Here is a 15,389-nt window from a genome sequence, read left to right as displayed (position 1 = left end):
GTTCTTAATCCACATTCCAAGCTTGGGCAATGCCCGCAGAGGTGCCCGATATCACACGGTTCTTATCATCAAAGGCTGCATCATACACTACCGCACGAGGAGGGCGAGCATCTTTTAGTGGCTCAGTATCGTGGCGAGAAATTCGTTTGCCATTCTGAGTATTCCACACACTCACTTGGCTAGATGGTGTGCCCGTCACCAACATGCTGCCGTCATCAGAAAAACGCGCACTCGAGAAAATCAACTGTCGAGACCAGCTTTGTAGTTGTGCTTGAGGTTCGCCCGTTTCAAGATCCCAAATCATCGCTTGATTGCCGCCATCAGAGGTAAAAGCCAGCTCGCCATCGCGTTGTAGCGCGACACGTACTACTCTTTGTTCATGCTCAAAGGTGCGCAATACCAAGCCCGACTCGGTATCCCAAAGGTAGGCTTTGTAGTCGTTACCACCCGATAAGGCGTAGCGTCCATTGGATGAAAGGGACACGGAATTCACTTTTTCTCGGTGAGCAAGGAACTCCAGACGGCGTCCGGTGACTAAGTCCACATAGATGGCTTTACCATTAGAAAGGCCAAGCAATACTTTTTCACCATTGCTAGATATATCGACATCGCGAATCAAGCCATCGGAGATAGACCATAGACCTTGTGCTTGAGTCCAAGATAAGTCCCAAACGGCGAAGTTCATTTGGCTAGCGGTAATGGCAAAACGGCCATTGTCCGAAATACGGATGCGCGATACTTGGTTTTCTAACTGATCTTGTGGGCCAAGTTGAGCCAGCTCTTTGTTTTGGGCGAGATCCCAAAGGAGTAGCTGCTTTTTCTGAGAGTAGAGCAGGGCGAAGCGTCCATCTCTGCTGAGTGCAAAGCTGGTGGCACCGTTGGGTTCAATTTCCCAACGTTGCTCATCATCTTGGAAGAAAAAACATCCATTTAACAAGGTGATGACAATTGTACATAGCAATGAGTGGAAAAATATTCGCATCACATCTAATAATCCGGTTTGTGTCGAAAGACATATGACTAGTATATTGTTATAACTAACGTATTCACACCAATCTAATCATTAGATTTGTGCACAATAACCAATGGCTTGGCCATTAATTGGAGAATTCAATGAAATCAGTTTTAAAAGTATCACTGCTTGCCGCAACGGTTATGCTAGCAGTTGGTTGTCAGAAAGAAGAACCAAAGGCAGAAGCTCCACAGGTTGAAGAAGTTAAAGTTGAAGCAGTAAACTTTAAAACAGAAGATGACAAAGCGGCATACGCAATCGGTGTATCTTTCGCTAACTACTTAAGCACAAGCATTGATAAGCCAAGCGAACTAGGTATTAACCTAGACAAAGATATGGTTCTTCAAGGTATCGAAGACGTATTCGCAGAGAAAACAGCACTTAACGAAGAAGAAACTCGCGCAGCGCTTGAAGCTCTAGACAAGCGTGTTGCTGAAACGATGCAAGCACAAGCGGCAGAGAAATCAGCTGCAACTAAGAAAGCCGGTGATGACTTCCGCGCTGAGTTCGCTAAAACTGAAGGCGTTAAGCAAACTGAATCTGGTCTACTTTACCAAGTAATGACTGCTGGTGAAGGTGCTTCTCCAAAAGACACTGATACCGTTCAAGTACACTACAAAGGTACGCTAACAGACGGTACTCAGTTCGACAGCTCTTACGATCGTGGTGAACCTGCAACATTCCCACTAAACCGCGTAATCCCAGGCTGGACTGAAGGCGTACAACTGATGCAAGTTGGTTCTAAGTACAAGTTCGTTATCCCGCCAGAGCTAGCATACGGTGAGCAAGACACACCGACTATCCCAGCTAACTCAACGCTAGTATTCGAAGTAGAACTACTAAACATCGATAACGCTGAAGCAGCTTCTGCACAGTAATATCGGTTAAAAGTATCGTACTAAAATACGTTGATTGAATAAAAAGCCTAACTTTGAGTTAGGCTTTTTTTATGATTTGAAGATGAGTATTTGATTTTTAAACTTGTTCTAAATCACTAGTTGCAATGTTAGCTAGGTGTGCAATTAAAATTTTCTGATAAACTTACATAAATTTGTTGATTTTTCACACGAAGGTAAGGAATAAGTGACTACTACAGAAACAGTCAATGCAGATGTGTTACTTGAAATGGAATCAGTCCACGTTATGCCATTCAGTGAACACGATAAAATCATTCTAAGATCTTATGAGGCCGTTGTTGACGGTATTGCGAGCCTTATTGGTCCGTTTTGTGAAATCGTTTTGCACTCTTTAGAAGACCTCAATACTTCTGCGATTAAAATTGCCAACGGCGAAAATACAGGTCGTCAGGTAGGTTCGCCGATCACTGATCTTGCATTGAAGATGCTAAAAGATATTGAAGGTTCTAAACGTAACTTCTCACGTTCATACTTCACTCGCGCTAAAGGCGGAGTGTTGATGAAGTCGATCACAGTTGCTATCCGCAACGGTGAAGACCGAGTGATTGGCTTGCTGTGTATTAACGTCAACTTAGACGCGCCATTCTCACAAGTACTGCAATCGTTCATGCCTACGCAAGACGCAGATGAAGCCGCATCATCGGTTAACTTCGCTAGTGACGTTGAAGAACTTGTCGACCAAACGGTTGAACGCACCATTGAAGAAATTAACGCTGACAAATCGGTATCGAACAATACTAAGAACCGTCAGATCGTGATGGAGCTTTACGACAAAGGTATTTTCGATATTAAAGACGCGATTAACCGTGTTGCTGAGCGTTTAAATATTTCTAAGCACACTGTGTACCTATACATCCGCCAACGTAAAACAGAGGATGAAGAGGGTTGTTAAGCTATACACTCCTAGTCAATGGACCTGTCTACGGTTCACAGTCAGCAAGAAGTGCTTACCAGTTTGCTGTGGCTCTGATTAAACAGGGCCACAAACTTCACAGTGTATTCTTCTATCAAGATGGCGTCAGTAACGGCTCAGACCTTACCGTACCGGCTAACGATGAATTTGATTTAGCTTCTGCTTGGCAAAAGCTGGCTGATGAGCACGATGTGAGCCTTGAAACCTGTGTAGCAGCCGCGCTAAGACGTGGTGTGATTAGCTCGGACGAAGCAGAGCAACACCAACTAAGCGCATCTAACTTAGCGTCAGGGTTTACTCAGGCCGGGTTAGGGAGCTTATCGGAAGCGCTACTCACGCAAGATAGGGTGGTACAGTTTTGAGCAAGTTAGCCTTTATATTTAATAGTTTTCCTCATACTACCGCTGCGGGTAGAGAAGGGTTAGACGCATTACTTGCTGCATCCGCTTACAGTGACGATATCGCCGTGTTCTTTGTTGGCGATGGCGTGACACAGCTTCTCAAGGCGCAGCAGCCCGACGAAACACTATCGCGTGACTATATCTCTGCATTCAAACTTATGGACCTGTACGACATCGAACAGGTGTATGTGTGTCAGCGTAGTCTGAGTCAGTTTGGTCTTTCAGCAGACAACTTGCTAATCGATGTGACCACCGTTGAAGCCGACGAGTTAACGCAGAAGTTAGCTCAGTGCCAACAGATCCTGACTTTCTAGGGGACGCTATGCTTCATATCGTAAAATCAGTCGACAAACTTAAACTTGCATTGACCTATTCTCAGCCACAGGACCAGTTCCTTTTGGTGGAAGATACAGTGTATGTTTGCCTTCCTAATCATGAGTTATTCACTCAAATCTGCGCAGTAGAGCAGGTGTCGGTGTTAAAACCAGATCTCGATAGCCGAGGTTTACAACTACTTGTCTCAAGTACCATTGATCAAGTTGACTTCGATGGCTTCGTTAAACTGACGGTTTTGAACGACAAATCAGTGACTTGGTAAGCGTCTTTTATCAGTTTGGTTAAAAAGAGACCATCCTGAGCTCTAGACGGCTAAAAAAGATCTGTATATTTCTTGACACACCTCCCACTGCTGAATAGAATTTTGCGTCCCTAATTACGACTTGTGATTAGGGATAGATTTTTCACAAAGCTTACTTTCAAGTAAATTTCAGGAGCTAGTTAATGGCAACTATTAACCAGTTGGTTCGCAAGCCTCGTGTAAAGCAAGTTGTTAAAAGCAACGTGCCTGCACTAGAAGCGTGCCCACAAAAACGTGGTGTATGTACTCGTGTTTACACTACTACACCTAAAAAACCTAACTCGGCACTACGTAAAGTATGTCGTGTACGTCTAACCAACGGTTTCGAAGTAACTTCGTACATCGGTGGTGAAGGTCACAACCTTCAAGAGCACAGTGTTGTACTAATCCGTGGCGGTCGTGTAAAAGACCTTCCGGGTGTTCGTTACCACACTGTTCGCGGCGCGCTAGACTGTGCTGGCGTTAACGACCGTAAACAAGGTCGTTCTAAGTACGGTGTGAAACGTCCTAAGTCTTAATGCATTTTCTTTTTTTAAAGAAAGCGTTAAGTAAGGCCAAACACTATTTTATTTATTATTCTGAAAAGTTTTGGAAAAAACCTGAAGAAGACAACGGAGAATATCCATGCCACGTCGTCGCGTAATAGGTCAGCGTAAGATCCTTCCAGATCCTAAGTTCAAATCTGAATTGCTGGCAAAATTCGTTAACATCCTTATGGTTGACGGAAAGAAATCTACTGCAGAAAAAATCGTTTACACTGCACTAGATTCAATGGCTGAGAAGTCTGGTAAAGACCACTTAGCTGTATTTGAAGAAGCTCTTGAAAATGTTCGCCCAGCGGTAGAAGTTAAATCTCGCCGTGTAGGTGGTTCAACTTACCAAGTACCTGTAGAAGTTCGTCCGGTTCGCCGTAACGCTCTTGCTATGCGTTGGGTAGTTGAAGCTGCGCGTAAGCGTGGTGAAAAATCTATGGCTCAACGCCTAGCTGCTGAAATGCTAGACGCGTCTGAGAACAAAGGTACTGCGGTTAAGAAACGTGAAGACGTTCACCGCATGGCTGACGCAAACAAAGCGTTCGCACATTACCGTTGGTAATACCTTTTTAGTGCTGCAAGGTTCCTTGCAGCACTTCTTTAGTTCCTATGCTTATGCTAGGAACTATTGCTATTTCTAGGGCAAGCAATTTTTAGCGAAGCATCGCTTTTAACGCATAATCTAGGCATAGCAATAGTCCCTAAGTCTCTAATAAGAGGATTCAACCGTGGCTCGTAAAACTCCTATAGAGCAATACCGTAATATCGGTATCGTTGCTCACGTAGATGCAGGTAAAACAACCACAAGTGAACGTATTCTGTTCTATACCGGTCTTTCTCACAAAATCGGCGAAGTTCACGATGGTGCAGCAACCATGGACTGGATGGAGCAAGAGCAAGAGCGCGGTATTACGATCACTTCAGCAGCAACCACTACGTTTTGGCGTGGTATGGAAGCTCAGTTCTCGGACCACCGTATCAACATCATCGACACTCCTGGACACGTTGACTTCACAATCGAAGTAGAACGTTCTCTGCGTGTACTTGATGGTGCAGTTGTTGTGTTCTGTGGCTCATCTGGTGTTGAACCTCAGTCAGAGACAGTATGGCGTCAAGCTGATAAGTACCAAGTTCCACGTATGGTTTTCGTTAATAAAATGGACCGTACTGGCGCAGACTTCTTGCGCGTAGTTGAACAGATCAAGGACCGTCTAGGCGCAACTCCTGTTCCAATTCAACTGAACATTGGTGCTGAAGAAAATTTCCAAGGCGTTGTTGATCTTATCAAGATGAAGGCAATTAACTGGAACGAAGCTGACCAAGGCATGACTTTCACGTACGAAGATATTCCTGCAGACATGCAAGAAATGGCTGAAGAATATCGTACAGAACTTGTTGAAGCTGCTGCAGAAGCAAATGAAGAGCTGATGGATAAGTACCTTGAAGAAGGTGAACTAACAGAAGCTGAAATCAAACAAGGTCTTCGTACTCGTACCCTTAATAATGAAATCGTACTTGCTACTTGTGGTAGTGCATTCAAAAACAAAGGTGTACAAGCTGTTCTAGATGCAGTTGTTGATTTCCTTCCTTCTCCAGTCGATGTCCCTGCAATTAAAGGTATCGATGAAGACGAGAATGAAGCAGAGCGTCACGCAGACGACAAAGAACCGTTCTCAGCGCTAGCATTTAAGATTGCAACAGACCCATTCGTTGGTACTTTAACTTTCATCCGTGTTTACTCTGGTGTTGTTGAAAGCGGTAAAACAGCTTACAACTCTGTGAAGAAACAACGTGAACGCTTAGGTCGCATTGTTCAAATGCACTCAAACAAGCGTGAAGAAGTAAAAGAAGTACGAGCAGGTGACATCGCAGCCATTATTGGTCTGAAAGATGTGACTACTGGTGAAACCCTTTGTGATCAGAACCATAAGATTGTTCTTGAGCGCATGGAGTTCCCAGACCCAGTTATTCAGATCGTTGTAGAGCCAAGTTCTCAAGCTGATCAAGATAAAATGACTATCGCTCTAGGTAAACTAGCAGCAGAAGACCCATCGTTCCGCGTTGATATGGATGCGGAAACTGGCCAGACTCTGATTTCTGGCATGGGTGAACTACACTTAGATATCATCGTTGACCGTATGAAGCGTGAATTTAGCGTCAACTGCAACGTTGGTAACCCGCAAGTGGCTTACCGTGAGACTATTCGTGGTACTGCGAAAGCGGAAGGTAAATTTATCCGTGAACATGGTGGTAAAGGTCAGTACGGTCACGTATGGCTGAAACTGGAACCATCAGAAGCTGGCGAAGGCTTTGTCTTTGTGGATGAAATTGCCAATGGTATCGTACCGAAAGAGTTTATTGCTTCAGTCGCTAAAGGCGTTGAAGAGCAGATGAACAATGGTGTGCTTGCTGGCTATCCAGTTTTGGATATCAAAGCTACACTATATGATGGTTCTTACCATGAAACAGATTCAAGTGAGATGGCGTTTACAATCGCTGCCTCTATGGCTTTCAGAACGGGTGCACTTGAAGCGCAACCAGTTTTGCTTGAGCCTATGATGAAAGTTGAAGTAACTACTCCAGAAGACTGGATGGGTGACGTTGTTGGCGATATTAACCGTCGTCGCGGCATCATCGAAGGTATGGACGAGGGGACAGCTGGCCTGAAGATAATTCGTGCACAAGTTCCGTTGTCTGTCATGTTCGGTTACGCAACTGATTTACGTTCTGCGACACAAGGTCGTGCTTCTTACTCTATGGAGTTTAGTGAGTACGCTGAAGTGCCTAACAATGTTGCAAAAGCAATCATTGCAGAGCGTGGTTAAACAAAAGGAAGGCATTTTTTTTCATTTTTTGAAAGAACAATGCGTCCAAATATTGCGCTAACGAGAGTTGGCGCATAAAATAGCAATTTCTGGCGCGTCTCGCTCAATAATGAACGTGGCGAATCATAACTAGGAAGGAACACGATTGTGTCTAAAGAAAAATTTGAACGTACGAAACCGCACGTAAACGTTGGTACTATCGGCCACGTTGACCACGGTAAAACAACTCTAACTGCTGCTATCTGTACTACTCTTGCAAAAGTATACGGCGGTGTTGCTAAAGATTTCGCATCTATCGATAACGCTCCAGAAGAGCGTGAGCGCGGTATCACAATCGCAACTTCTCACGTTGAGTACGACACTCCAGCACGTCACTACGCACACGTAGACTGTCCAGGACACGCGGATTATGTTAAAAACATGATCACTGGTGCTGCACAAATGGACGGCGGTATCCTAGTTGTTGCTGCGACTGACGGCCCTATGCCTCAAACTCGTGAGCACATCCTACTTGGTCGTCAAGTTGGTATCCCTTACATCATCGTATTCATGAACAAATGTGACATGGTTGATGACGAAGAGCTACTTGAGCTAGTTGAGATGGAAGTTCGTGAACTTCTTTCTGAATACGACTTCCCAGGTGATGACCTACCAGTTATCCAAGGTTCTGCACTTGGCGCACTAAACGGCGAGAAGCAGTGGGAAGACAAGATCGTTGAGCTTGCAGAAGCACTAGATTCTTACATTCCTGAGCCAGAGCGTGCAGTTGACCAACCGTTCCTACTACCAATTGAAGATGTATTCTCAATCCAAGGTCGTGGTACTGTTGTAACTGGTCGTATCGAGCGCGGTATCCTACGTGTAGGTGACGAAGTAGAAATCGTTGGTATCAAAGAGACTACTCTTACTACTTGTACTGGTGTTGAAATGTTCCGTAAACTGCTTGACGAAGGTCGTGCAGGTGAGAACGTTGGTGCACTTCTACGTGGTACTAAGCGTGATGACGTTGAACGTGGTCAAGTACTTTCTGCGAAAGGTTCTATCAACCCACACACTAAGTTTGAGTCTGAAGTATACGTACTTTCTAAAGACGAAGGCGGCCGTCACACTCCTTTCTTCAAAGGTTACCGTCCACAGTTCTACTTCCGTACAACTGACGTAACAGGCGACATCACTCTACCAGAAGGCGTAGAAATGGTAATGCCAGGTGACAACGTTCAAATGACTGTTGAGCTAATCGCTCCAATCGCAATGGACGAAGGTCTACGTTTCGCAATCCGCGAAGGTGGCCGTACAGTTGGTGCTGGTGTTGTAGCTAAAATCTTCGCTTAATAGCATTTAGATTTTTGCACACTCTTCATTAGAAGAGCGCGCATCTGAAAAGGGGAGCTTCGGCTTCCCTTTTGTTTTCTCGAAAGAAATATTACCTTCCATCTATCTTCTTCCCTCTCGATACAAAATCAACTTCCAATAAATTCCGATTATTTTTCCAACACTACTTGCATACTAAAGTGTGATCTGTATAATGCATCGCACTGGCTAACGCTGGTTGTGAACCAATGAGCACTGAGGAGTAGGTCTTACCTAGTAATGTATACTCAGCTTATGTTCGCGGTTAATAAAAATAGTAAACTTTTTGTTTGCTTCAAAAGTTAACTGACAATGCGTCCTAATTTTGGATGCTACGGTTTCACATAAATCAATCGGCATTCTCTCGTTTTATCGGGTTTGAGTGGCGATATTGTTTGTGTAATTTTTAATAATTGGAGCTCTGTCTCATGCAGAACCAACGTATTCGTATCCGCCTTAAAGCGTTTGATTACAAGCTAATCGATGCTTCAACTGCGGAAATCGTTGAAACAGCAAAACGTACTGGCGCACAGGTTCGTGGTCCTATTCCACTTCCTACTCGTAAAGAGCGTTTCACTGTTCTTACCTCTCCACACGTCAACAAAGATGCACGTGATCAGTACGAAATCCGTACTCACAAGCGTTTGATCGACATCGTTGAGCCAACAGATAAAACTGTTGATGCTCTAATGCGTCTTGATCTTGCAGCTGGCGTTGATGTTCAAATCAGCCTAGGTTAAGGGAGATAAGAATAATGATTGGTCTAGTCGGACGTAAAGTGGGTATGACCCGCGTATTTACTGAAGAAGGCGTTTCTATCCCAGTAACTGTTGTTGAGGTTGAAGCGAACCGTATTTCTCAAGTTAAAACTCTTGAGACAGACGGCTACGCAGCAATCCAAGTAACTACTGGTGCTAAGAAAGCTAACCGTGTAACTAAACCTGAAGCTGGTCACTTCGCGAAAGCGGGTGTAGAAGCAGGTCGCGGTCTTTGGGAATTCCGTTTAGAAAACGGCGAAGAGTTTGAAGTTGGCGCTGAGCTAAACGTAGAACTTTTCAACGAAATTAAAAAAGTAGACGTTACTGGTACATCTAAAGGTAAAGGCTTCCAAGGCGCTATCAAGCGTTGGAACTTCTCTACTCAAGATATGACTCACGGTAACTCTTTGTCTCACCGCGCACCGGGTTCAATTGGCCAATGTCAAACTCCAGGCCGCGTGTTTAAAGGCAAGAAAATGGCAGGTCACATGGGTGCTGAGCGTGTAACGACTCAAAACCTAGAGATCGTACGTGTTGACGCTGAGCGCAATCTACTCCTTATTAAAGGTGCAGTACCGGGCTCAACAGGCGGAAACGTGATCGTAAAACCTGCTGTTAAAGCATAACGTCTAGGAGTAAGTAATGGAATTGATGGTTAAAGGTGCTGATGCACTAACTGTTTCCGAGACTACTTTCGGACGTGACTTCAACGAAGCTCTTGTACACCAAGTAGTTGTTGCATATGCAGCAGGTGCTCGTCAAGGTACTCGTGCTCAAAAGACTCGTTCTGAAGTATCTGGCGGTGGCGCTAAGCCATGGCGTCAAAAAGGTACTGGCCGCGCACGTGCTGGTACAATTCGTAGCCCAATCTGGCGTACAGGTGGTGTTACTTTTGCTGCGAAACCACAAGATCACAGCCAAAAAGTAAACAAAAAAATGTACCGCGGTGCTATGAAGAGCATTCTTTCTGAGCTAGTTCGTCAAGAGCGTTTAATCGTTGTTGATAACTTCTCTGTAGAAGCACCAAAAACAAAAGAACTTGTAGCTAAGCTTAAAGAGCTTGAGCTAAGCGACGTTCTGATTGTGACTGGCGAAGTAGATGAAAATCTATTCTTAGCTGCTCGTAACCTATACAAAGTAGATGCACGTGATGTTGCTGGTGTTGATCCAGTATCACTAATCGCTTTCGACAAGGTTCTAATGACTGCTGACGCAGTTAAGCAAGTTGAGGAGATGCTAGCATGATCACTGAAGAGCGTATCTTAAAAGTTCTACGTGCTCCGCACATCTCTGAAAAAGCAACTATGGCAGCTGAGAAAGCGAACACTATCGTTTTCAAAGTAGCTAAAGATGCAACTAAGAAAGAGATCAAAGCAGCTGTAGAAAAGCTATTTGAAGTTGAAGTTAAGTCTGTAAATACTCTTGTATTAAAGGGTAAGACCAAACGTCAAGGTATGCGTGAAGGCCGTCGTTCAGACGTGAAAAAAGCCTACGTTACTTTGAAAGAAGGTCAAGATCTTGACTTCGTTGGCGGCGCGGAATAACAGGAGTAGTAAAAATGGCTATTGTTAAATGTAAGCCGACTTCCCCTGGTCGTCGTCACGTCGTTAAAGTTGTTAACGCTGACCTACACAAGGGTAAGCCATACGCACCACTTCTAGAGAAAAACTCTAAGAACGGTGGTCGTAACAACAACGGTCGTATTACAGTACGTCACATCGGTGGTGGTCATAAGCACCATTACCGTGTAATTGACTTCAAACGTACTAAAGATGGCATCCCAGCGAAAGTTGAGCGTCTAGAATACGATCCAAACCGTAGTGCTAACATCGCTCTAGTTCTGTACGCAGACGGTGAGCGTCGTTACATCATTGCACCTAAAGGTGTTAACGCAGGCGACCAGATTCAATCTGGCGTAGATGCTGCAATCAAAGCAGGTAACACTCTGCCGATGCGCAACATCCCAGTAGGTTCTACTGTACACTGTGTTGAACTTAAGCCTGGTAAAGGTGCTCAACTAGCTCGTTCGGCTGGTGCTTATGCTCAAATCATCGCTCGCGATGGTGCATACGTAACTATCCGTCTACGTTCTGGTGAGATGCGCAAAGTACTTTCTGAAGGTCGTGCAACGATCGGTGAAGTTGGTAACTCTGAGCATATGCTACGTGAACTTGGTAAAGCTGGTGCTTCACGCTGGCGCGGCGTACGTCCAACCGTACGTGGTGTAGTAATGAACCCGGTGGATCACCCACATGGTGGTGGTGAAGGCCGCACATCTGGTGGTCGTCACCCAGTTTCTCCTTGGGGCGTTCCTACTAAGGGCTTCAAGACTCGTAAGAACAAGCGCACTGACAAGTACATCGTACGTCGTCGCACTAAATAATTTATAAAGAGGAATCGCCATGCCACGTTCTCTCAAGAAAGGTCCTTTTATTGACCTACACTTGCTGAAGAAGGTAGAGAAAGCGGTGGAAAGCGGAGACAAAAAGCCTATTAAGACTTGGTCCCGTCGCTCAATGATCATCCCAACAATGATTGGTTTGACCATCGCTGTCCATAATGGTCGTCAGCACGTTCCAGTTTTCGTTACCGAAGAAATGATCGGTCACAAACTGGGCGAATTTGCACCAACTCGTACTTATCGCGGTCATGCTGCAGATAAGAAAGCTAAGAAGAAATAAGGAGTAGATGATGGAAGCTTTAGCTAAACATAACTTTGCTCGTATTTCTCCACAGAAAGCTCGCTTAGTTGCAGACCAAATTCGCGGTAAGTCGGTAGACCAAGCTCTAGAAATTCTAACTTTCAGCAACAAAAAAGCTGCTGTATTAGTTAAGAAGGTTCTTGAGTCAGCTATCGCTAACGCGGAACATAACGAAGGTGCAGATATCGACGATCTAAATGTCGCTAAAATCTTCGTAGATGAGGGCCCTATCATGAAGCGTATTATGCCTCGTGCTAAAGGTCGTGCGGATCGTATCTTGAAGCGTTCAAGCCACATCACTATTGTTGTAGCAGATCGCTAAAGACTAGGAGAGTAAGCAATGGGTCAGAAAGTACATCCTAATGGTATTCGTCTTGGCATCGTTAAGCCTTGGAATGCTACATGGTTTGCTAATACCAACGAATTCGCTGACAACCTAGACGGCGACTTCAAGGTACGTCAGTTCCTTACAAAGGAACTACAAAAAGCATCATTATCTCGTATCGTTATCGAGCGTCCAGCTAAGAGCATCCGTGTGACTATTCACACTGCTCGTCCTGGCGTTGTTATCGGTAAGAAAGGTGAAGACGTAGAGAAGCTACGCGCAGCTGTAGCTAAAATCGCAGGTGTACCAGCGCAAATTAACATCGCTGAAGTACGTAAGCCTGAGCTAGATGGTCAGCTTGTAGCTGATAGCATCGCGTCTCAACTAGAGCGTCGTGTTATGTTCCGTCGTGCAATGAAGCGTGCGGTACAAAATGCTATGCGTCTAGGCGCTAAAGGCATCAAAGTACAAGTAGGCGGCCGTCTTGGCGGTGCTGAAATCGCACGTTCTGAGTGGTACCGTGAAGGCCGTGTGCCTCTACACACTCTACGTGCAGACATTGATTACGCAACTTCTTCGGCTCACACTCAATACGGTGTGATCGGCATTAAAGTTTGGATCTTCAAAGGTGAGATTCTAGGCGGTATGCCAGCTGCTAACGCAGTAGAGCCAAAAGGCGATAAGCCTAAGAAGCAGCGTAAAGGCCGTAAGTAAGGAGTCGAACGATGCTACAACCAAAACGTACTAAGTTCCGCAAGGTTATGACTGGTCGTAACCGTGGTCTAGCTAAAGGTACTGAAGTAAGCTTCGGCGAATTCGGTCTTAAAGCTGTTGGCCGTGGTCGTCTGACTGCACGTCAAATCGAAGCGGCACGTCGTGCTATGACACGTCACATTAAGCGTCAAGGTCAAATCTGGATCCGTGTATTCCCAGACAAGCCGATTACTGAAAAGCCTCTTGAAGTTCGTCAAGGTAAAGGTAAAGGTTCAGTTGCGTACTGGGTTGCTCAAATCCAACCAGGCAAAGTTATGTACGAGATGAATGGCGTACCTGAAGAGTTGGCACGTGAAGCGTTCCGCCTAGCGGCACGTAAACTGCCTGTTAAAACTACTTTTGTAACTAAGCAGGTGATGTGATGAAAGCACAAGATCTACGCGAAAAGAACGTTGAAGAGCTTAACGCTGAGCTATTGAATTTGCTACGTGAACAGTTCAACTTGCGCATGCAAGCTGCAACTGGTCAACTACAGCAAACTCATACTCTAAAAGCTGTACGCCGTGACATCGCACGTGTGAAAACTGTTTTGACTGAAAAGGCAGGCGCATAATGAGCGAAACTAACCGCATCCAGCAAGGCCGTGTAGTAAGCGACAAGATGGACAAGTCTATCGTTGTTGCTATTGAACGCACTGTAAAACACCCAATTTACGGTAAGTTCATCAAACGCACGACTAAAGTACACGCACACGACGAAGACAACACTTGTGGCCTAGGCGACAAAGTTGAAATCGCTGAGTGTCGTCCTCTGTCTAAGACTAAGTCTTGGACATTGGTTAAAGTTCTAGAAAAAGCGAAGATTTAATCTTTGTAATTCTATAACTTATAAGCGGCTCCAAATAATTTTTTGGAGCCGCTTGTTTTTTGTCTACCCAATTTAAAAAAAGGGTGGTACAATTCGCGTCCCTTTTAAAGAGGCAGCCCGACCCGAGAGGGTCTAGTTTTAATATTTAGCGGAGCACTAACAATGATCCAGATGCAAAGTACACTTGACGCAGCAGATAACTCTGGCGCGCGCAAGGTAATGTGTATTAAGGTTCTGGGTGGCTCTCACCGCCGTTATGCACATATCGGTGACGTCATCAAGGTTACAGTGAAGGAAGCGATTCCTCGCGGTAAAGTAAAGAAAGGTGATGTTCTGAAGGCGGTAGTAGTGCGCACCCGTAAAGGCGTTCGTCGCCCAGACGGTTCTGTCATTCGCTTCGACAGTAATGCTTGTGTATTGTTAAATGACACTACTGAGCAACCAGTCGGCACACGTATCTTTGGTCCTGTGACTCGTGAACTTCGTAACGCGAAATTCATGAAGATTGTATCACTAGCACCTGAAGTTCTGTAAGGAGCGGCAATATGGCAGCTAAAATCCGTCGTAATGACGAAGTAATCATTCTTGCTGGTAAAGATAAAGGCAAGAAAGGTAAAGTAACTAAGGTTCTGACAACTGGTAAAGTTATCGTTGAAGGCATCAACCTTGTTAAGAAACACCAAAAGCCGGTTCCGGCTCTAGGTCAACAAGGTGGCATCGTTGAACAAGAAGCAGCTATTGATGCTTCTAACGTTGCTGTTTTTAACGCGGCTACTGGTAAAGCAGACCGTATCGGTTTCCGTATCGAAGATGGCAAGAAAGTTCGTTTCTTCAAATCTAACGGCGAAACTGTTTCTAACTAATTAGAAGTAATTTGGAGTTCTACTATGGCGAAACTGCATGATTACTACAAGTCGTCTGTAGTCGCTGAGCTTACCAAAGAGTTCAGCTACACAAGCGTCATGCAAGTCCCTAGGATTGAGAAAATCACCCTAAACATGGGCGTTGGTGAAGCAATCAACGATAAGAAACTGCTAGAAAACGCAGCAGCTGATATGGCAACGATCTCTGGTCAAAAGCCACTTATCACTAAAGCGCGTAAATCTGTAGCTGGTTTCAAAATTCGTGAAGGCTACCCAATTGGTTGTAAAGTAACCTTGCGTGGTGAGCGCATGTGGGAATTTTTAGAGCGTTTAATCTCTATCGCACTTCCACGTGTACGTGATTTCCGTGGTGTTAGCGCTAAGTCTTTTGACGGTCGCGGTAACTACAGCATGGGCGTTCGCGAGCAAATCATCTTTCCGGAAATCGACTACGATAAAGTCGATCGTGTCCGCGGTCTTGATATCACTATCACGACTTCTGCGGGTTCCGATGAGGAAGGCCGAGCTCTGCTGGCTGCCTTTAACTTCCCATTCCGTAAGTAAGGGTAGGG

24 protein-coding genes are annotated in these 15,389 nt (G+C 45.0%); 23 read left to right on the top strand and 1 reads right to left on the bottom strand.

What is annotated here, in order from left to right; genetic code table 11:
- Positions 1–4: 4 nt before the first annotated feature.
- Entirely contained in the window at positions 5–982 is a 978-nt protein-coding gene (locus tag ATB74_RS16340) for a WD40 repeat domain-containing protein (RefSeq protein ID WP_061019161.1), read from the bottom strand.
- Between the two features lie 131 nt (positions 983–1,113).
- Here ATB74_RS16340 and fkpA point away from each other — a divergent pair, with 131 nt between their 5' ends.
- From fkpA to rplE, 23 genes are all read left to right on the top strand, one after another.
- Positions 1,114–1,890 (top strand): FKBP-type peptidyl-prolyl cis-trans isomerase, encoded by a 777-nt coding sequence (gene fkpA, locus ATB74_RS16335; RefSeq protein ID WP_061019160.1) that lies wholly within the window; start codon positions 1,114–1,116, stop codon positions 1,888–1,890.
- Between the two features lie 205 nt (positions 1,891–2,095).
- Positions 2,096–2,821 (top strand): helix-turn-helix transcriptional regulator, encoded by a 726-nt coding sequence (locus ATB74_RS16330; protein WP_004729851.1) that lies wholly within the window; start codon positions 2,096–2,098, stop codon positions 2,819–2,821.
- On the top strand, positions 2,815–3,204 hold the full coding sequence (tusD, locus tag ATB74_RS16325; RefSeq protein ID WP_061019159.1) for a sulfurtransferase complex subunit TusD: 390 nt from the start codon (positions 2,815–2,817) through the stop codon (positions 3,202–3,204). The genes ATB74_RS16330 and tusD overlap by 7 nt, the downstream gene beginning before the upstream one ends.
- The gene (gene tusC, locus ATB74_RS16320) at positions 3,201–3,557 is read left to right on the top strand and encodes a sulfurtransferase complex subunit TusC (protein ID WP_061019158.1); all 357 of its coding nucleotides are present in this window, start codon (positions 3,201–3,203) and stop codon (positions 3,555–3,557) included. Before tusD ends, tusC begins: the two co-directional genes overlap by 4 nt.
- Before the next feature lie 8 nt (positions 3,558–3,565).
- A complete protein-coding gene (gene tusB / locus ATB74_RS16315; protein ID WP_061019157.1) occupies positions 3,566–3,841 on the top strand; it encodes a sulfurtransferase complex subunit TusB in 276 nt (91 codons plus the stop codon).
- Between the two features lie 182 nt (positions 3,842–4,023).
- Positions 4,024–4,398: a 30S ribosomal protein S12 gene (gene rpsL / locus ATB74_RS16310; RefSeq protein ID WP_004737194.1), complete on the top strand. Its 375-nt coding sequence runs from the start codon at positions 4,024–4,026 to the stop codon at positions 4,396–4,398.
- Between the two features lie 106 nt (positions 4,399–4,504).
- Positions 4,505–4,975 (top strand): 30S ribosomal protein S7, encoded by a 471-nt coding sequence (rpsG, locus tag ATB74_RS16305; RefSeq protein WP_010435163.1) that lies wholly within the window; start codon positions 4,505–4,507, stop codon positions 4,973–4,975.
- A 166-nt stretch (positions 4,976–5,141) separates the two neighbouring features.
- Positions 5,142–7,238, top strand: a complete 2,097-nt coding sequence (fusA, locus tag ATB74_RS16300) for an elongation factor G (protein ID WP_017061101.1) — start codon at positions 5,142–5,144, stop codon at positions 7,236–7,238.
- A 147-nt stretch (positions 7,239–7,385) separates the two neighbouring features.
- Complete coding sequence (tuf, locus tag ATB74_RS16295) at positions 7,386–8,570, top strand: elongation factor Tu (RefSeq protein ID WP_010435158.1); 1,185 nt, start codon at positions 7,386–7,388, stop codon at positions 8,568–8,570.
- A gap of 446 nt (positions 8,571–9,016) precedes the next feature.
- A complete protein-coding gene (gene rpsJ, locus ATB74_RS16290; protein WP_004736761.1) occupies positions 9,017–9,328 on the top strand; it encodes a 30S ribosomal protein S10 in 312 nt (103 codons plus the stop codon).
- A gap of 14 nt (positions 9,329–9,342) precedes the next feature.
- On the top strand, positions 9,343–9,972 hold the full coding sequence (gene rplC / locus ATB74_RS16285) for a 50S ribosomal protein L3 (protein ID WP_004736763.1): 630 nt from the start codon (positions 9,343–9,345) through the stop codon (positions 9,970–9,972).
- Positions 9,973–9,988: 16 nt separating this feature from the next.
- Positions 9,989–10,591, top strand: a complete 603-nt coding sequence (rplD, locus tag ATB74_RS16280) for a 50S ribosomal protein L4 (protein ID WP_004738803.1) — start codon at positions 9,989–9,991, stop codon at positions 10,589–10,591.
- The gene (rplW, locus tag ATB74_RS16275) at positions 10,588–10,890 is read left to right on the top strand and encodes a 50S ribosomal protein L23 (protein ID WP_004736765.1); all 303 of its coding nucleotides are present in this window, start codon (positions 10,588–10,590) and stop codon (positions 10,888–10,890) included. The genes rplD and rplW overlap by 4 nt, the downstream gene beginning before the upstream one ends.
- A 14-nt stretch (positions 10,891–10,904) precedes the next feature.
- Positions 10,905–11,729: a 50S ribosomal protein L2 gene (gene rplB / locus ATB74_RS16270; protein ID WP_010435149.1), complete on the top strand. Its 825-nt coding sequence runs from the start codon at positions 10,905–10,907 to the stop codon at positions 11,727–11,729.
- Between the two features lie 19 nt (positions 11,730–11,748).
- Positions 11,749–12,027 carry a 30S ribosomal protein S19 gene (gene rpsS / locus ATB74_RS16265; protein ID WP_004736729.1) on the top strand — a complete coding sequence of 93 codons (279 nt, stop codon included), beginning with the start codon at positions 11,749–11,751 and terminating at the stop codon, positions 12,025–12,027.
- Between the two features lie 10 nt (positions 12,028–12,037).
- Positions 12,038–12,370, top strand: coding sequence for a 50S ribosomal protein L22 (gene rplV, locus ATB74_RS16260; protein ID WP_004736732.1), 333 nt, complete (start codon positions 12,038–12,040; stop codon positions 12,368–12,370).
- Positions 12,371–12,388: 18 nt separating this feature from the next.
- Positions 12,389–13,087, top strand: coding sequence for a 30S ribosomal protein S3 (gene rpsC, locus ATB74_RS16255; protein ID WP_004736734.1), 699 nt, complete (start codon positions 12,389–12,391; stop codon positions 13,085–13,087).
- A gap of 11 nt (positions 13,088–13,098) precedes the next feature.
- Entirely contained in the window at positions 13,099–13,509 is a 411-nt protein-coding gene (gene rplP / locus ATB74_RS16250) for a 50S ribosomal protein L16 (RefSeq protein ID WP_004736736.1), read from the top strand.
- Positions 13,509–13,700: a 50S ribosomal protein L29 gene (gene rpmC / locus ATB74_RS16245; protein ID WP_004736737.1), complete on the top strand. Its 192-nt coding sequence runs from the start codon at positions 13,509–13,511 to the stop codon at positions 13,698–13,700. The genes rplP and rpmC overlap by 1 nt, the downstream gene beginning before the upstream one ends.
- Positions 13,700–13,954: a 30S ribosomal protein S17 gene (gene rpsQ / locus ATB74_RS16240; RefSeq protein ID WP_004736739.1), complete on the top strand. Its 255-nt coding sequence runs from the start codon at positions 13,700–13,702 to the stop codon at positions 13,952–13,954. The genes rpmC and rpsQ overlap by 1 nt, the downstream gene beginning before the upstream one ends.
- Positions 13,955–14,116: 162 nt before the next feature.
- Positions 14,117–14,488, top strand: coding sequence for a 50S ribosomal protein L14 (rplN, locus tag ATB74_RS16235; protein WP_004736740.1), 372 nt, complete (start codon positions 14,117–14,119; stop codon positions 14,486–14,488).
- An 11-nt stretch (positions 14,489–14,499) separates the two neighbouring features.
- Positions 14,500–14,817 carry a 50S ribosomal protein L24 gene (rplX, locus tag ATB74_RS16230; RefSeq protein ID WP_004738792.1) on the top strand — a complete coding sequence of 106 codons (318 nt, stop codon included), beginning with the start codon at positions 14,500–14,502 and terminating at the stop codon, positions 14,815–14,817.
- 24 nt (positions 14,818–14,841) lie between these two features.
- Positions 14,842–15,381: a 50S ribosomal protein L5 gene (rplE, locus tag ATB74_RS16225; protein ID WP_004738790.1), complete on the top strand. Its 540-nt coding sequence runs from the start codon at positions 14,842–14,844 to the stop codon at positions 15,379–15,381.
- Positions 15,382–15,389: the final 8 nt, after the last annotated feature.

The sequence above is a fragment of the Vibrio splendidus genome (assembly GCF_001557875.1).
GTDB classification, from domain to species: Bacteria; Pseudomonadota; Gammaproteobacteria; order Enterobacterales; family Vibrionaceae; genus Vibrio; species Vibrio splendidus_F.
This window is presented reverse-complemented; position numbering and strand designations above follow the sequence as displayed.

Excerpts from the sequence above, each read along its gene's own strand:
- ATB74_RS16340 (WP_061019161.1), bottom strand. The coding sequence starts at position 982 with ATGCGAATATTTTTCCACTCATTGCTATGTACAATTGTCATCACCTTG.
- fkpA (WP_061019160.1), top strand. The coding sequence starts at position 1,114 with ATGAAATCAGTTTTAAAAGTATCACTGCTTGCCGCAACGGTTATGCTA.
- tusB (WP_061019157.1), top strand. The coding sequence starts at position 3,566 with ATGCTTCATATCGTAAAATCAGTCGACAAACTTAAACTTGCATTGACC.
- rpsL (WP_004737194.1), top strand. The coding sequence starts at position 4,024 with ATGGCAACTATTAACCAGTTGGTTCGCAAGCCTCGTGTAAAGCAAGTT.
- rpsG (WP_010435163.1), top strand. The coding sequence starts at position 4,505 with ATGCCACGTCGTCGCGTAATAGGTCAGCGTAAGATCCTTCCAGATCCT.
- rpsJ (WP_004736761.1), top strand. The coding sequence starts at position 9,017 with ATGCAGAACCAACGTATTCGTATCCGCCTTAAAGCGTTTGATTACAAG.
- rplC (WP_004736763.1), top strand. The coding sequence starts at position 9,343 with ATGATTGGTCTAGTCGGACGTAAAGTGGGTATGACCCGCGTATTTACT.
- rplD (WP_004738803.1), top strand. The coding sequence starts at position 9,989 with ATGGAATTGATGGTTAAAGGTGCTGATGCACTAACTGTTTCCGAGACT.
- rplW (WP_004736765.1), top strand. The coding sequence starts at position 10,588 with ATGATCACTGAAGAGCGTATCTTAAAAGTTCTACGTGCTCCGCACATC.
- rplB (WP_010435149.1), top strand. The coding sequence starts at position 10,905 with ATGGCTATTGTTAAATGTAAGCCGACTTCCCCTGGTCGTCGTCACGTC.
- rpsS (WP_004736729.1), top strand. The coding sequence starts at position 11,749 with ATGCCACGTTCTCTCAAGAAAGGTCCTTTTATTGACCTACACTTGCTG.
- rplV (WP_004736732.1), top strand. The coding sequence starts at position 12,038 with ATGGAAGCTTTAGCTAAACATAACTTTGCTCGTATTTCTCCACAGAAA.
- rpsC (WP_004736734.1), top strand. The coding sequence starts at position 12,389 with ATGGGTCAGAAAGTACATCCTAATGGTATTCGTCTTGGCATCGTTAAG.
- rplP (WP_004736736.1), top strand. The coding sequence starts at position 13,099 with ATGCTACAACCAAAACGTACTAAGTTCCGCAAGGTTATGACTGGTCGT.
- rpmC (WP_004736737.1), top strand. The coding sequence starts at position 13,509 with ATGAAAGCACAAGATCTACGCGAAAAGAACGTTGAAGAGCTTAACGCT.
- rpsQ (WP_004736739.1), top strand. The coding sequence starts at position 13,700 with ATGAGCGAAACTAACCGCATCCAGCAAGGCCGTGTAGTAAGCGACAAG.
- rplN (WP_004736740.1), top strand. The coding sequence starts at position 14,117 with ATGATCCAGATGCAAAGTACACTTGACGCAGCAGATAACTCTGGCGCG.
- rplX (WP_004738792.1), top strand. The coding sequence starts at position 14,500 with ATGGCAGCTAAAATCCGTCGTAATGACGAAGTAATCATTCTTGCTGGT.
- rplE (WP_004738790.1), top strand. The coding sequence starts at position 14,842 with ATGGCGAAACTGCATGATTACTACAAGTCGTCTGTAGTCGCTGAGCTT.